Raw genomic sequence first — 14,196 nt, 5'->3', positions numbered from 1 at the left:
GCTGCGGATTACACCGTGGCATTGCTTTTTATTTGTTTAATCCGTTCTGCCCGCTCTTTCATGACGGCATTGATTTGCCCGCCAATCATGAGAATGATGGCTGAGAAATAGAGCCATAACATAAGAATGATGATCGTTCCGATACTGCCATACGTATTTGCATAGTTTCCGAAATTGGAAACGTAAAATGAGAATCCGAGAGTAGTAATTATCCAACCTATCGTTGCAAACAAAGCTCCAGGGAGTGCCGTTTTAAACGGTAGCTTCACATCAGGCACTAACCAATAAATGAGTGTGAAAACGACTGCAATTAACACAGGCGGTATGATGAAACGCAACTGATTCCACAACGTATTGAAACCATCTTCAAATCCTAGATAGGAAAAGACGACTGAACCGATCTGTTCTCCAAAGACAGGTAAAGCGAGAGCCACTACTACTACAAGCACAAGCATGACCGTAAAGACAATCGACATTCCCCGCTGGACAACAAATGATCGGGAGTCCTCTTTAAAATAGGAACGGTTCAACGCTTTTGTCAGTGCATTCATCCCTTTGGAAGCTGACCAAAGAGTTGCTAGAATACCAACAGACAACAGTCCTCCATTTTTATTCGTCAGCACTTGGTCAAGTACATCACTGATCATGGATGCCACTTCTGCCGGTGCGTAATCCCTTATAAAGAGCATGACCTGATCCTGATCCAAATTCAAATACGGCAATAATGTGAAAAGGAAAATGAGCATCGGAAACATGGAAAGCAGGAAGAAGTAGGAGAGTTCAGCACCAAGCCCCGATACATCGACTGTTTTAATGCGCAAGATCAATTCTTTCAAAAAACCTTCTTTTGTAGTCACGTCGAATGTATGTATGTCCCCTTCTTGGATATCTGTGACAAAACTGCCTACTTTCGAATCCGAAAATTTGTTACCATCCTCATTGGAACGATGCGATAGTTCGTTTATGTACGGTTTGTCCTGATGGGCCTTTTTAAGTGAAGGCGACCCATCGGACAAGTTGTTTTTGTCTTCTTTCAAAACGTTTCACTCCTCTCACTTCATGCCTTATGAGGTGGCTGTTTGCGAATCCTTAATAATGGTTTCATACTCTTCCTTCGAATCTGCGAACGTCTCCTTCGTGTCCGTTACCAATTCCTTCACCTGTGGTGTCAGCGCTTTAAGTTCTTCAACTTGTTCCTTGATGTAAGATACATCACCGGATAATTGTTCATAAGCAGCTTGGAATTTGTCTTTCTGATCTACCAATTTTTGTTTCAAGTTTTCCGGATTCTTTGCGTAATACGAAATTTCATTTGCCGCCTTTTTCGAAGTGCCCATCAAAGAATCACGCGTGGAACGATCGAGCAGTGCAGCTGCGCCACCAAGCAAAGCGCCTAGAAATATGAATTTACCAAGTTTACTATTCCCCATTAAAATTACCTCCATTTAAATTACTTAATTGCTTACCGTATTATACCCGAGTAAGTAAAAAACAAACAAATCTGTCTGGCTAAAAAAAGTACTTGACGTATGCACAGAAGTTTCGCAATATTAGTACTTAATAACACGAACTAGTTACATTAGTTTGAATCTTTCTTCTCATAGGAGGTGACTACTTCTTTCTACGTACTTACAAACATATAGTTGGTCAAACAACAAGGGGGGAATTGGGATGGAACAAGTACAAGCAATTTTAGGAAAGATGAGCGATATCATTTGGGGACCGCCATTGCTGATCTTACTTGTCGGAACGGGGATATTTTTAACTTTCCGACTTACTTTCATTCAGATCCGATTATTGCCTTATTCTTTGAAACAAGTGTTTTCCAGGAATCATGATAAAAAAGCTGATGGCGACATCTCTCAATTCCAGGCGCTGATGACAGCTATGGCTGCAACTGTCGGTGTCGGTAACATCGTAGGGGTTGCCAGTGCTGTTGCTACTGGTGGTCCAGGCGCCATATTCTGGATGTGGGTTGCAGGATTATTCGGAATGGCAACAAAATATGGAGAAGCGATTTTGGCAGTTAAATACCGTGTGAAAGATGCCAATGGCCAAATGGCCGGCGGACCGATGTATTATTTGGAACACGGCCTTAAACAAAAATGGCTAGGTGTCCTCTTTGCTATCTTTGGCGCATTTGCAGCGTTCGGTATTGGTAACGGAACGCAATCCAAAGCCATTGCAGACGCTATGAACAGCTCGTTCAACGTACCTTTCTGGGTTACAGGAATCGCGCTCGTCATTTTTGGAGCCCTTGTCATATTAGGCGGTATCAAGTCAATCGGGCGAGTCACAGCATTCTTTGTACCGATTATGGCACTTTTCTATTTCATTGCTGGTGCTATTATCATTATTCTGAACTTCGACTTGGTTCCGGCTGCATTCGGTCTCATTTTCAGCGATGCATTTTCTGGTCAAGCACTTGCAGGTGGAGCAATTGGTACAGTCATCCGTTTTGGAGTAGCACGCGGACTTTTCTCAAACGAAGCTGGTCTCGGATCTGCACCAATTGCTGCAGCAGCAGCAAAGACAGATATGCCGGGACGTCAAGCGCTTATTTCCATGACGCAAGTACTCTTTGATACATTGATCATCTGTTCAATCACTGGTGTAACGATTGTCATGTCTGGTCAATGGAACAAAGGCATCGACAAAGGCGCTTTGACTGGTGAAGCGTTCGGCACATTCCTCGGCGGAGCCGGACCGATCATTGTTACAATCGGACTCATCTTCTTTGCTTCCTCCACCATTTTAGGATGGAGTTATTATGGAGAGAAATGCTTCCAATACTTATTCCCGAATCCAAAGGCTGTATTCGGTTACCGCGTCATTTTCGTACTTTTCATTTTCGTTGGAGCTACAGCTTCCCTCGACGTTGTGTGGACACTTGCGGACGTTCTCAACGGTCTAATGGCAATTCCGAACCTTATCGGCCTTCTCGGCTTGTCTGGTGTCATTGTAATGGAGTCTAAACGTTTCCAAGCAAAAATCCAGGAAGAGAAACGTCTGAAAACAGGTCTTCCTGTTGACAGTAAGTCTAAATAATGGAATGATTAAGTCCTAGATTGCGAAAGGCGGAAAAACTATGGACTTAACTCAACCAACTCCTGAAAATGTTGCGTATATGATTAATCAAATCAAAGAAAAACTTCGCATGGTGAATGTGGATGCGATGAAGTCCGAGAACTTCAGCACATCAAAATACGAAGATCTCCATTACATTTATGAAATGGTCATGAAGCGTGATACGATTACTCCGAACGAGATGCAGGCCATTGTGGCAGAACTCGGTTCGCTTCGCGGATGATTACGATAAGGAAACATACAAAAAGCGACCCCTTTGTAACGGGAGTCGCTTTTTGTATGGGAATTATTCAAATGCTGACCCGTCTTTTAATACAAGCGGTTGGATCAAGACTTCAACCCGTCTGTTTTTAGCTCGGTTAGCTTCTGTATCATTCGGGGCAATCGGACGGAATTCACCGTACCCTTTTGCACTGAACGTCATCGGATCCACTTTGTCATTTTCAGCGATGATCGATAGGAAATTGACCGCCCGCATGACGCTGAGCTCCCAGTTCGATTTATACTGGCCGCTCACCATAGGTACGTTATCCGTATGACCTGCAATTACGATTTGCCTAGGCTTTTCAAATACAAGTAACTTCGCAATATCCGCTGCAACCGAACGATATTGCGTGTCAATCTCGGCACTGCCTGTGTTGAACAGAACACTGTCACGTATAGTGACCAGTAATCCTTCTTCAGTGAGTTTTGTGTCAAACTGGCCTTCCAGTTCATTCTCAGCTATATAGTTCTCAAGATTTTCTTGAATCTCACCAAGAGATCGCTGGTCCTCTAAATAGGATGAATTTTCATTCCCTGCACCTGCATCTTCTTGCGGTACAGGGACAGTAGTTGGAGAAGAACTATCCATCACCCCTTTACCTCCATCAAAAACCTCACTAAACACTGATGAGATTTGACTGAACTTCGCCTCATCAATAGAGCTCGAAGCAAACAACACGATGAACAGGGCAAGTAGCAATGTTAACAAGTCGGAATAGGGTAAAAGCCAGGATTCGTCGACGTGACCATCATCTCTTTTGCGCTTACGCTTCTTCGGCAACTTCTCCCGCCTCCTTGCCTTTCGGATCTGCATTAGCAAGCTTGCGACGTTCCTCCATGGATAGATAAGAAGATAACTTCTGTTCTATGACGCGAGGAGCTTCTCCTTCCAATACAGAAAGGATGCCCTCGATCATCATATTCTTCTGTCGTACCTCTTCTGCGGACTTGCGCTTCAGTTTGTTTGCAAATGGATGCCAAAGCACATATCCTGTAAAAATACCTAGTAAGGTAGCGATGAACGCTGCCGAAATGGCATGTCCCAGTTTTTCGATATCATTCATATCCCCTAGTGCAGCAATCAGACCAATAACCGCTCCGAGTACACCGAGCGTAGGTGCATACGTACCCGCTTGAGAGAAAATCAGAGAACCTGCACTATGCCTATCTGCCATCGCGTCCACTTCTTCACCGAGAACATCTCGAATATAATCCGCATTTTGACCATCGATCGCAAGACCAAGTCCATTTTTCAAGAAAGGATCCTCGATTGAATCTGTTTGTGCTTCGAGTGAAAGAAGTCCTTCTCTTCTTGCGACATCAGCCCATGAAGAAAACATTCGAATAATATCTGCATCAGAAGATAATTTCTGCTCTTTAAAGATCACCCCGAAAAGTCTAGGGACACGTTTAATTTCATTCATCGGAAATGCGATGACAACCGAAGCTATCGTACCAAATATAATAATCAAAATAGCCGCGGGGTTAATCAGGCTTGAGAGTGCCGCACCTTTTAAAAACATGCCGACCACTAATGCTACGACACCGATTATTAAACCAAACACCGTTGATAAATCCATGCAAAGACCTCCATGTCTTTCATTCTTCTATTTATTTCGTCATAAATTGAGTTTTCTTTAGAGAATCCGGTCGAGAAATCTCGGTAATCTTTTCTTTCTTCCTTGTAAGCGGATTCAAGTCTTTCTTTTTGCACTTTTCAAATCGGAATTGGTACTATTAGTTTACATTGTGAAAGGGGAATGAATCTATTGAATACATTTGAGCAACAATTACAACATTACGCTGAACTTGCTGTGAAGGTCGGCGTAAATATCCAACCGGACCAAAGTCTTTTTATAAGTGCTTCTACAGACGTTCTTGAATTTGTCCGAATCATCGTCGAAAAGGCTTATGCAGCAGGTGCCCGACAAGTATTTGTCGACTGGAGCGACGATGTTGTATCACGGATCCGTTACGAACAAGCACCAGCAGATTCGTTCACGGAATTCCCTTCTTGGAAAGTTGCAGAGCGTGAGGAACTTGCAAAAAAAGGAACTGCCTTTATGAGCATTGTTTCTCAAAGTCCTGACTTATTCAAAAATGTTGATCCTTCACGAATCCGTGATGCTCAAAAAGCGAGCGGACAAGCTCTCGACGGGTTCCGTCAAATGATGCAGGCAGACAAATTCAGTTGGACAGTCGTTGCCGCCCCTTCAGCTGATTGGGCTTCCCTCGTCTTCCCGGACTTACCAGAAGCGGAACAAGTGCCTGCCCTTTGGAATGCTATTTTCAAAGCTGTACGGGCAAACACTACCGATCCTGTAACCGAATGGGAACAGCATAATCAGAAGTTACATGAAAAAGTGGATTATCTGAATAACAAGCATTACCACAAACTGCACTATACAGCTCCAGGCACTGACCTGACGATTGAATTACCGGAAAAGCATACGTGGTGCGGCGCTGGCAGTGTCAACGCAGACGGCGCAACGTTCATGGCCAATATGCCAACTGAAGAAGTGTTTACAGCTCCGTTAAAAACGGGCGTGAACGGCGTGGTTTCAAGTACAAAGCCATTGAGTTATGGCGGAACAATCATCGATGATTTCAAGATCACTTTCAAAGATGGAAAGATTATAGATATCGTTGCTGGTCAAGGGCAAGACGTGTTGAAAAATATGATTGAAGCGGATGAAGGTGCAAAATATTTGGGTGAAGTTGCCCTTGTCCCACACGAGTCCCCTATTTCAGCATCAGGACTATTATTCTATAACACACTTTTTGATGAAAATGCGTCGAATCACTTAGCAATCGGCAGCGCGTATGCATTTAACCTAGATGGCGGAAAAGAAATGAGCCGCAAAGAACTCGAACAAAATGGTTTGAACCAAAGTATCACTCACGTCGATTTCATGGTCGGGTCCGGTGAGATGGACATTGACGGAATCCTTGCCGATGGAACAGTTGAACCCGTCTTCCGAAAAGGGACTTGGGCATTCTAACTTTGAATTCTTTATAAAGTTCATGTAAGCTCTTAATCTTTTCATGTAAATGAGGTATAATGGTGGCAGTCACTGATTATCAATAGAGAGGAGACTAATAATGGCCTTACTTATCGTTACTATCCTCGGTTTTGCAGTTACCTTCGGTGCAGCTGCGATGTTCATGATTCATTACATGAATGATTCTTTAGTGTCGCACGATTCTGAAGTGATTGATCCGAAACCGGATGTCACCTACTGACCTTTATCCTGCAAAGGATTCTTGAGAGTATTAAAAGGGCTGCCAACTGGCGCCCTTTTTCTCTATACACTATTCATAACGGGGGATTTTACATGACAATTCTTTCAACTATATTGGAACATAACGAACAATTTGTAAAAGAGCAACAGTATGAAAAATATGCAACAACAAAATTCCCGAACAAACGAATTGTAATCCTGACTTGTATGGATACCCGTCTTACAGAACTCCTGCCAAGTGCTATGAACCTGAAAAACGGAGACGCGAAAATTGTTAAAAGTGCTGGTGCACTCGTTGCTCATCCTTTCGGTAGTATCATGCGCAGTCTGCTTATCGCTGTCTATGAGTTACAGGCGGATGAAGTATACATTATCGGTCACTATGATTGCGGAATGAGCTCCATTGATACAGACTCAATTATCAACAAAATGGTTGATCGAGGGATTGACCGTGACCTCTTTGACACACTTGCTTATTCAGGAGTTGACCTTAAAGGTTGGTTACATGGATTCAAAGATGTGACTGCTAGTGTTAAACAGAGTGTCGATGCAGTTCGTCACCATCCGTTAATGGATAAAACCGTTCCTGTGCATGGTCTTGTCATACATCCCGAGACCGGAAAACTAGATATTATCGAAGATGGTTATTCGAAAGTTTCTGCAAAAAACGACTGATTCCGTTTTATTTCCCGGGAAATAGACAATAAAAAACACATTTCCATTGTGCTTGCAGAAGCACGTGGAAATGTGTTTTTTATTAGTGAAGCCAAATCCGAAAGCGACTTTTCAAAAATCGCCATGCGGTCTTACCCTTTCAATAATCGTCTTCAAGTTGGGCATACATATAATGATCTTCCCAAACACCATTAATGTATAATAATTTCCGATGCAGCCCTTCACAGTCAAACTTCGATTTTTCAAGTACTCGGATGGAGGCAACGTTCCGAGGGGATACATACGCTTCCACTCGGTGCAAGCCAGCGGTTTCGAATGCGAATTTGGTCACAATTTCAAGGGCTTCCGTCCCGTACCCTTTCCCAGCAAAAGTATGGTCAATTGAATATCCTACAAAACCACTTGAAAAAGGAAGCCGTTTTATGCTGTAGAGCGAAATTTGTCCAACCAATTTGCTCGTTTCGCTATCAAAAATACCGAAATTATACTCACGGCGGTCCCTCATTTGATAAAGCGATTCCCGTATTTTCTCCCTTTGCATAGGTACTGTATAATAGCTGGCATCGTGGCGTGGTTCGAAAACCGTCCAATACTCTTTGTTCCGCGAAACCATTTCTGTGAAAATCACAGCGTCTTCTTCAGTTAATATGCGTAAATAGCATGTTGTTCCTTCAAGTAGTATCACGCTCAATTCCACCTTTGTACGGGTCGTTAGCCATTCCATTTTCTTAATCGTACGTACATGTTTATGTAATCATTTTGAATAGTATACCATGTTCTTCCCTGAAACAACTGCTCTATACCTACAAAAAACAGAAGAATTGTTGCGAAAACTTCATAATTGCTTTTTTATAGCTTCCTATTTACTAGTATACTGTTATCAGGAGGATATTTCATGAAAAAAATGATTTTAGCTTTTGTTTTTCTTCTACTAGCAACTGCACTTACAATTTCAAACTCAACACTGCTTAACGGGATGACTACAATAGAAATAGCCCATAAACTTCCGATTCTCCTTATGCCTGCAGATTTCACTTTTTTAGTAAGACCCGTTATTTTTCTATTTCTCGCTTACTGGATTGTTCAATTCCATTCCAACCATTCACATTCAGTAAAACGAATTGTCTTTTTCATCATCGCTTGCGTAACAAATGCTGCATGGTTTCCATTTTGGCATTATGGCTACTTTGGATGGGCTTGTCTTTCAACGCTGGTTGCGGCGTTCTCGCTCTTTGCGTTGTACCGTTCTTACCCAAAGAAGGAAAACGATTGGGGAGAGCGTGTTCCAATCGCATTGCTGTTTTCGTGGACCGTTGTCAGTTTTGTCATGAATGCCAACTACTTACTTGTATTGGATGAATGGAACCGTTTGGGTCTCAGTTCCGTTCTATGGACGATTATTAATTTAACAATTCTTACAGCCATTGCATTGCACTTCAACTATCATTATCGTGATTGGATCATTAGCACGATCTTCATTTGGGTATTTTTAGGAATCATTGTGAATATTCGTTTTGAAGAACTGTTCGTAACTTTATCCACGCTCTTTTTAATCGTCATTATGATCTTGGGCATGTTCATATTTGCACCATCAACTTCTGAAAGAAAAATGAAAGAGACGTCGTTTTAGCATCTACGGTTGCTAAAACGACGTTTTTCGTGATGAGTTAAACTTGTTGTGCTTTTAGGCTTCCATTTGGCAATACTGTGTATAATGACTTTTTTAGAAGGGGACTTTATTTTGGATAACTCTAAATTATTATCTTCACTCAGTTACTTCAGTGTGTTCTTCGCGCCTTTGTTATTGCCTTTTATCGTTTGGATGGTAGCTGATAATCAAGATGTCAAACACCATTCCAAACGCGCTCTCATCTCACATCTCATTCCGACTGTTCTCTTGGTTGCTGCAAGTCTGATCTCTTTTTTCCAGTTCTTTTCAATCCGCCAAACTTCAAACGAATTTCTGCGTACTACAAGTATGTCAGCTCCTTTTAACTCCATAGGATTTTGGGGAGCGGCCCCTATACTTTTCATGATGTTGTATAGCTTTTTGTTTGTGATAGTCCTTGTCTGGAATGTGGTGCAAGGTGTAAAAGTTTTTAAATAACCTCAAATCGTCTTCTCGGGTCGTCATCTTTAAATGTGGTATAGTTAAACATGACAAAGAAAGTACAGAAAGAAGGATTTCACATGATTGCAAACACAGAAGAAGAAATTGCTGCGTTGCGAAAAATCGGCAAAATTGTAGCCGAAATTCGTGAAGAAATGAAAGCTGCAGCAGCGCCTGGTATGACGACAAAGGAGCTTGACGAACTCGGAGGGAAACTTTTCGCTGAAAAAGGGGCGGTTTCTGCACCGATCGACCAATATGATTTCCCTGGTTATACGTGCATCAGTGTCAATCATGAAGTGGCTCACGGAATTCCAGGCAAACGAGTCCTCAAAGATGGAGATCTCATCAATATTGATGTCTCGGGTTCTTGTGGGGGTTACTTTGCGGATACTGGTATTTCATTTGTTCTTGGGACCGCTGATGAAGCGAAGCAGAAGTTATGTGACACTGCAAAAAATGCATTTGATCGGGCAATGACAAAAGTGAAAGCCGGTTCACGTCTCAACCAAATCGGTAAAGCCGTAGAACGCGAAGCGAAAGACAATGGACTATACGTGATCAAGAACCTTACAGGTCATGGCATCGGGACTTCTCTACATGAAGAACCCCAGCATGTGCTGAATTATTACGATGCTTGGGAACCTACCATCATGAAGGAAGGTATGGTCATCGCTGTTGAGCCTTTCATCTCGGAGAAAGCTGAGCACATTATTGAAGAAGGCGACGGTTGGACATTCATCACTCCTGATAAGTCACTCGTGGCACAAATCGAACATACGATTATCGTCACGAAAGACCAGCCAATCATTTTGACAGAACTTTAACCATAAAAACGTACGCCGTAAGAGTCATGGCGCCAGACTGTAGACAAACTCCAGAAATGATGGGGCTTGCCTACAGTCTTTTTTCTTTTTCAATGGAATTAACAATGAAAAGTTGATTTCCGCTGCGAGCGGACGCTTTCCGAGGGGCTTGCTCTCAGCCGCTTCCCTCGCGTTGCTCAGTCCAGGGTCTTCGAGCTTCGCTGATCCCTCCGGAGTCGCCGCTCTCCGCTACAATCAACAGAATCTCCCAACTATCAAATGAGGTGATGGAAGTGTTGAGGAAGAATCAAGTTAATTAACAGGAACAGATGGAAGTGCTTACGATTGAACAGTTAGTTCCGCAAGAACATCTCGTTCGTAAATTAAATGCAGCGATTGATTTTCCCTTCACTTATCCATTGGTTGAAAGACTGTATTCGATATACGGGAGACCTAGTATAGATACTGTTGTACTCAATAAATTCAATACACTAAGCGCATTTGGGGTTGTCCATCGCGTACTATGCTTCTCCTTAGCATCGGCGAGGACGCGTTCAACCGTCTCTTTACATTTCCATAGACTTCTTTGATTTCATATCGGTTTCTCAAGTCTTCAGTTACATCTAGTTAGTCTTGATAGATGGACAAGGAGTCCGCAAACTGCATTCTTTGCTTGAAAGATGTAAATGTCTCATGGGAAATTCAGTTGATTGAAGTGCAGGACGGCGACTCCTGGGGATCAGCGAAAGCCGTAACGAAGAACGGCTTTTGCGAGTAAAAGCGAAGCGTTAGGAGCACGTGTTTTCAAAAAAAACCGGACTGAGCAAAGCGAGGAGGATTAATGATGCCTTAATTTTAGCGAAGTTCACTAAAATACGGCAAATCGAACTCTTCGTCGTTCGATTGGCTGAGGGCAAGCCCCCGGAAAGCGCCCGTCCGGAACGGAGATCAACGGCCTGTTAGCTTTCATTTTCAGAGTCAACGATGCAAAAAAGACAAAAGGGGGGAATCAAATTGATTCCCAACCCTTTTGTCTACAGTCTGACGTACGCCATGAGAGTCATGGCGTACGTTTTTTATTTTTTCTTCTTTTTAGGGGGTGACGATTTTTGACCGCTTACCGTCTTAGAGTTCCCTTCAATCAGCTTACCGCCATGCCATACTTTTTGAACAGGCTTGTACCCTTTGGCAAGCTTCCGGTAATCCCGTTCTTCAGGGTAGGACAATAATGTAAGAACTTCTCCGTCAGATCCTGCACGTCCTGTTCTTCCAGATCGGTGCACATATTGTTCGACAGTATGTGGAACGTTGACGTGGATGACATGCGTGAGACCATCAATATCCAAACCGCGCGCTGCCAGGTCAGTTGCAATAAGGATTCGGATATCTCCTTTACGGAACTTATCCAGCGTTTCTTGTCGCTCGAACTTATTCATATCCGAATAGAGCACAGCAACAGGGGCATCTTCATATTGAAGTTTCATTTCTTTCATCCGCAACTGATCCACATTGTTAATGAATGCCAATGCTCGGAGACCCTGAACGTGGGACAAACCGCGTAATAGGTCCGTCTTATCACGTACTTCCGTCTTTACATAAGAGTGAACGACTTTTCCTGATTCAGGCATTTCCTCTGCAGTCACCTTCAAACGAACCGGGTCGTTCATGAATCGAATTGCAACGTCCTCAATTTCTTCAGTAATCGTTGCGGATACAACGGCTACTTGCCGTGTTGAATGTGCAGACTCAATCATATTTTTCACTGCTACACGATTTTCACGTGATAGCAGCTGATCGCCTTCATCGAGAATGATATGACGGATTTCTCCCATTTTCAGTTTCTTGTTTTTGATCAACTCTGCGAGTCGTCCTGGCGTTCCGACGACAATCGTTGGTTTCTTTTTCAACTTTTCGATTTGGCGTTGCATATTTGCGCCGCCAATCAGTTGCGTGACTGTAATTTGAGTCCCAGCCGTCCACTCACGAATCACATTTACAATCTGCATGGACAATTCCTGAGAGGGGGTCATGATAAGAACTTGAGTTTGCTGTTTCGTTCCATCCGCTAGTTCGAGCAATGGCAAGACATACGCAAGCGTTTTCCCTGAACCTGTGGGAGACTCCGCTACAACATCACGACCGTTCAACATTTCAGGTATCATTTGTTCCTGTATCGGCATCACGTTTTCAAAATTCCATTTTTCTTTAACTTCTTGACTCATTCCTTCTAAAAAGGACATTTCCATCCCCACTTTCGCTCTCTTCCTCTCAGTTTACCACAGATTGTGATCAGCTTGCTTATTTCTTCTGCGCTGCTCTTGGCTCCCGACGTGCTTGCACTTGTTGTTCAAAAGCGTAAGCGTACCCAAGTAACGAAGGTTCCGAAAAGGCAGGCCCTGTAAACGTCAAACCGAATGGCTCACCCGCTTTTGTCACTCCTGCAGGAACAGTTATGGCCGGATAACCAGCAGCCGCTTCAAAACTGCAGCCGTGATCTTGAGGAAACGCCAAAATATCGACGCCATTTTGTTCCAATGCCTCCCCGAGTGCCACTTTCTTTGCCAAGTGTCGATTGCGCAGCAATGCTTCAATGTAAGCTAGTTCGGTCAGTGTACCGCTTCGATCATTAATATTTTTGAGCAGTTCTTGTCCATATCGTAATGTCAGGTCGGGATGGTCGTTGTTAAACTTTATTACATCCTCTATGGATCGGATAGGATTTGTTTCCGCTGTTTTTCCTAAGTAATGATTTAGGGAAGCTTTACACTCATGTAACAGGACATCATACCCTAACTCGCTTTCTTTTGTACCTAGATCGATATCGGGAATGATCCGTGCACCGGTTTTTTCTAAAGAAGTTAATGAATCTTTGAATAATTGCATCCGCTCCTCAGTCACTTCATTTCTGAATATTGAACTCGGGATACCTATGCGTACTCCTTTTAAGGCTTCCTTGTCCAACAGATCCAGCCAATTTATAGACTCATATTTTTCTGAGTGGATCGTTATCGGGTCATCCAAATCTTTTCCGATTAACGCTTCAAAAACGAGTGCAGCATCCGTCACTGTTCGTGTCATCGGACCTGCAGTGTCTTGAGTCACTGATAATGGGATGATACCGCTTCGACTGATTGCCCCAACTGTCGGTTTCAGTCCGACGATTCCATTTTGCGCGGCTGGGTGAATAATCGATCCGGTTGTTTCAGTGCCAATTGATGCAACTGCCAAATTAGTACTTATTGCTACCGCAGAGCCTGAACTGGATCCCCCCACTTCGAACTGTCCATATGGATTAAGCACTTGACCTCCTCTAGAACTCCAGCCGTTCGGCATATCATCCGACATGAAGTTGGCCCACTCTGTCATATTGGTTTTCCCGAGGATGATGACTCCTGCCTTGCGAAGCTGTTTGACAAGAAAAGCATCTTGGGAAGCGTAGTGATTTTCCAATGCTAAACTGCCTGCACTCGTATGCATGGCATCGCCTGTATCCATATTATCCTTCAGCAAAATGGGGATACCGTGCAGCATAGAACGTTTTCCTGCTGTCTTTCTTTCCAAGTCAAGTGCTTGGGCGATTTGTAAGGCATGGGGGTTGATCTCCAGAATGGCGTTCGTTTGCTGCCCTTCTCTTGCAATCCGATCCAAGTAAAACAATACCAATTCTTCAGAGGTGAGTGTCCCTTCCTCAAGTGCTTGTTGAATGGTCGGTATGTCGGATTCGATCACCCATTCGATTCGGCTGCGAATTGATTGACTATCATCCATGTCTATTTCTCTCCTCACTAATTGAATACTATTACAAAACCGGCTAAGGAAAATCTCCTCAACCGGCAATCGACATTACACGTACTTATAATATTCTTTCATTAATAGAAGTAATGGTAGTTCATAAAGTTGTTTTCCTTCAATCTTGAAAATACCTCGTGCCACCAAACGCTGGATGACATCCTCACGCTTCATATCCATTTTTGTTTCTTCGATTTTCAACATGGTGCTTGTTCCTCCTTGA

At 43.1% G+C, this 14,196-nt stretch carries 16 protein-coding genes and 1 pseudogene; 9 read left to right on the top strand and 8 right to left on the bottom strand.

Features of this window, described 5'->3' with window-relative positions; genetic code table 11:
* Positions 1-8: 8 nt before the first annotated feature.
* Both H9659_RS09820 and H9659_RS09815 read right to left on the bottom strand, forming a co-directional pair.
* Positions 9-1,037, bottom strand: coding sequence for a YihY/virulence factor BrkB family protein (locus H9659_RS09820; RefSeq protein WP_225217759.1), 1,029 nt, complete (start codon positions 1,035-1,037; stop codon positions 9-11).
* 27 nt (positions 1,038-1,064) lie between these two features.
* Positions 1,065-1,430 carry a YtxH domain-containing protein gene (locus H9659_RS09815; RefSeq protein WP_191689951.1) on the bottom strand — a complete coding sequence of 122 codons (366 nt, stop codon included), beginning with the start codon at positions 1,428-1,430 and terminating at the stop codon, positions 1,065-1,067.
* A 241-nt stretch (positions 1,431-1,671) separates the two neighbouring features.
* Here H9659_RS09815 and H9659_RS09810 point away from each other — a divergent pair, with 241 nt between their 5' ends.
* The gene (locus tag H9659_RS09810; protein ID WP_191689949.1) at positions 1,672-3,048 is read left to right on the top strand and encodes an alanine/glycine:cation symporter family protein; all 1,377 of its coding nucleotides are present in this window, start codon (positions 1,672-1,674) and stop codon (positions 3,046-3,048) included.
* Positions 3,049-3,088: 40 nt separating this feature from the next.
* A complete protein-coding gene (locus H9659_RS09805; protein ID WP_191689947.1) occupies positions 3,089-3,310 on the top strand; it encodes a DUF1128 domain-containing protein in 222 nt (73 codons plus the stop codon).
* Between the two features lie 63 nt (positions 3,311-3,373).
* On the opposite strand, the gene motB is transcribed toward H9659_RS09805, so the two are convergent.
* Positions 3,374-4,132 carry a flagellar motor protein MotB gene (gene motB, locus H9659_RS09800; protein WP_191689944.1) on the bottom strand — a complete coding sequence of 253 codons (759 nt, stop codon included), beginning with the start codon at positions 4,130-4,132 and terminating at the stop codon, positions 3,374-3,376.
* Positions 4,116-4,931, bottom strand: a complete 816-nt coding sequence (gene motA, locus H9659_RS09795; RefSeq protein WP_191689942.1) for a flagellar motor stator protein MotA — start codon at positions 4,929-4,931, stop codon at positions 4,116-4,118. Before motA ends, motB begins: the two co-directional genes overlap by 17 nt.
* A gap of 189 nt (positions 4,932-5,120) precedes the next feature.
* Here motA and H9659_RS09790 point away from each other — a divergent pair, with 189 nt between their 5' ends.
* From H9659_RS09790 to H9659_RS09780, 3 genes are all read left to right on the top strand, one after another.
* Positions 5,121-6,353 (top strand): aminopeptidase, encoded by a 1,233-nt coding sequence (locus H9659_RS09790; protein WP_191689940.1) that lies wholly within the window; start codon positions 5,121-5,123, stop codon positions 6,351-6,353.
* 100 nt (positions 6,354-6,453) lie between these two features.
* Positions 6,454-6,594: a hypothetical protein gene (locus tag H9659_RS09785; RefSeq protein WP_191689938.1), complete on the top strand. Its 141-nt coding sequence runs from the start codon at positions 6,454-6,456 to the stop codon at positions 6,592-6,594.
* Positions 6,595-6,686: 92 nt separating this feature from the next.
* Positions 6,687-7,268 carry a beta-class carbonic anhydrase gene (locus H9659_RS09780; RefSeq protein WP_191689936.1) on the top strand — a complete coding sequence of 194 codons (582 nt, stop codon included), beginning with the start codon at positions 6,687-6,689 and terminating at the stop codon, positions 7,266-7,268.
* Positions 7,269-7,407: 139 nt separating this feature from the next.
* Here the strand turns inward: H9659_RS09780 and H9659_RS09775 are convergent, their stop codons facing one another.
* Positions 7,408-7,953 carry a GNAT family N-acetyltransferase gene (locus H9659_RS09775; protein WP_318240716.1) on the bottom strand — a complete coding sequence of 182 codons (546 nt, stop codon included), beginning with the start codon at positions 7,951-7,953 and terminating at the stop codon, positions 7,408-7,410.
* A gap of 210 nt (positions 7,954-8,163) precedes the next feature.
* On the opposite strand from H9659_RS09775, the gene H9659_RS09770 reads away from it, so the two are divergent.
* The 4 genes and pseudogenes from H9659_RS09770 to H9659_RS09755 all read left to right on the top strand — a co-directional run.
* Positions 8,164-8,898 carry a hypothetical protein gene (locus H9659_RS09770; RefSeq protein ID WP_191689932.1) on the top strand — a complete coding sequence of 245 codons (735 nt, stop codon included), beginning with the start codon at positions 8,164-8,166 and terminating at the stop codon, positions 8,896-8,898.
* 111 nt (positions 8,899-9,009) lie between these two features.
* Entirely contained in the window at positions 9,010-9,375 is a 366-nt protein-coding gene (locus tag H9659_RS09765; protein ID WP_191689930.1) for a DUF4870 domain-containing protein, read from the top strand.
* 83 nt (positions 9,376-9,458) lie between these two features.
* On the top strand, positions 9,459-10,205 hold the full coding sequence (gene map / locus H9659_RS09760; protein ID WP_191689928.1) for a type I methionyl aminopeptidase: 747 nt from the start codon (positions 9,459-9,461) through the stop codon (positions 10,203-10,205).
* Positions 10,206-10,513: 308 nt separating this feature from the next.
* Positions 10,514-10,666 (top strand): annotated as a pseudogene (locus tag H9659_RS09755) (IS5/IS1182 family transposase); the annotation flags it as partial.
* Between the two features lie 594 nt (positions 10,667-11,260).
* Here H9659_RS09755 and H9659_RS09750 read toward each other — a convergent pair.
* The 3 genes from H9659_RS09750 to fbpA all read right to left on the bottom strand — a co-directional run bounded on the left by H9659_RS09750 (position 11,261) and on the right by fbpA (position 14,177).
* Entirely contained in the window at positions 11,261-12,424 is a 1,164-nt protein-coding gene (locus tag H9659_RS09750; protein ID WP_191689926.1) for a DEAD/DEAH box helicase, read from the bottom strand.
* 58 nt (positions 12,425-12,482) lie between these two features.
* Positions 12,483-13,952, bottom strand: a complete 1,470-nt coding sequence (locus tag H9659_RS09745; protein ID WP_191689924.1) for an amidase family protein — start codon at positions 13,950-13,952, stop codon at positions 12,483-12,485.
* Between the two features lie 75 nt (positions 13,953-14,027).
* Positions 14,028-14,177, bottom strand: a complete 150-nt coding sequence (fbpA, locus tag H9659_RS09740) for a Fur-regulated basic protein FbpA (protein WP_191689922.1) — start codon at positions 14,175-14,177, stop codon at positions 14,028-14,030.
* Positions 14,178-14,196: the final 19 nt, after the last annotated feature.

This window comes from Sporosarcina gallistercoris, from assembly GCF_014836415.1.
In the GTDB taxonomy this organism is placed as follows: Bacteria; Bacillota; Bacilli; order Bacillales_A; family Planococcaceae; genus Sporosarcina; species Sporosarcina gallistercoris.
This window is presented reverse-complemented; position numbering and strand designations above follow the sequence as displayed.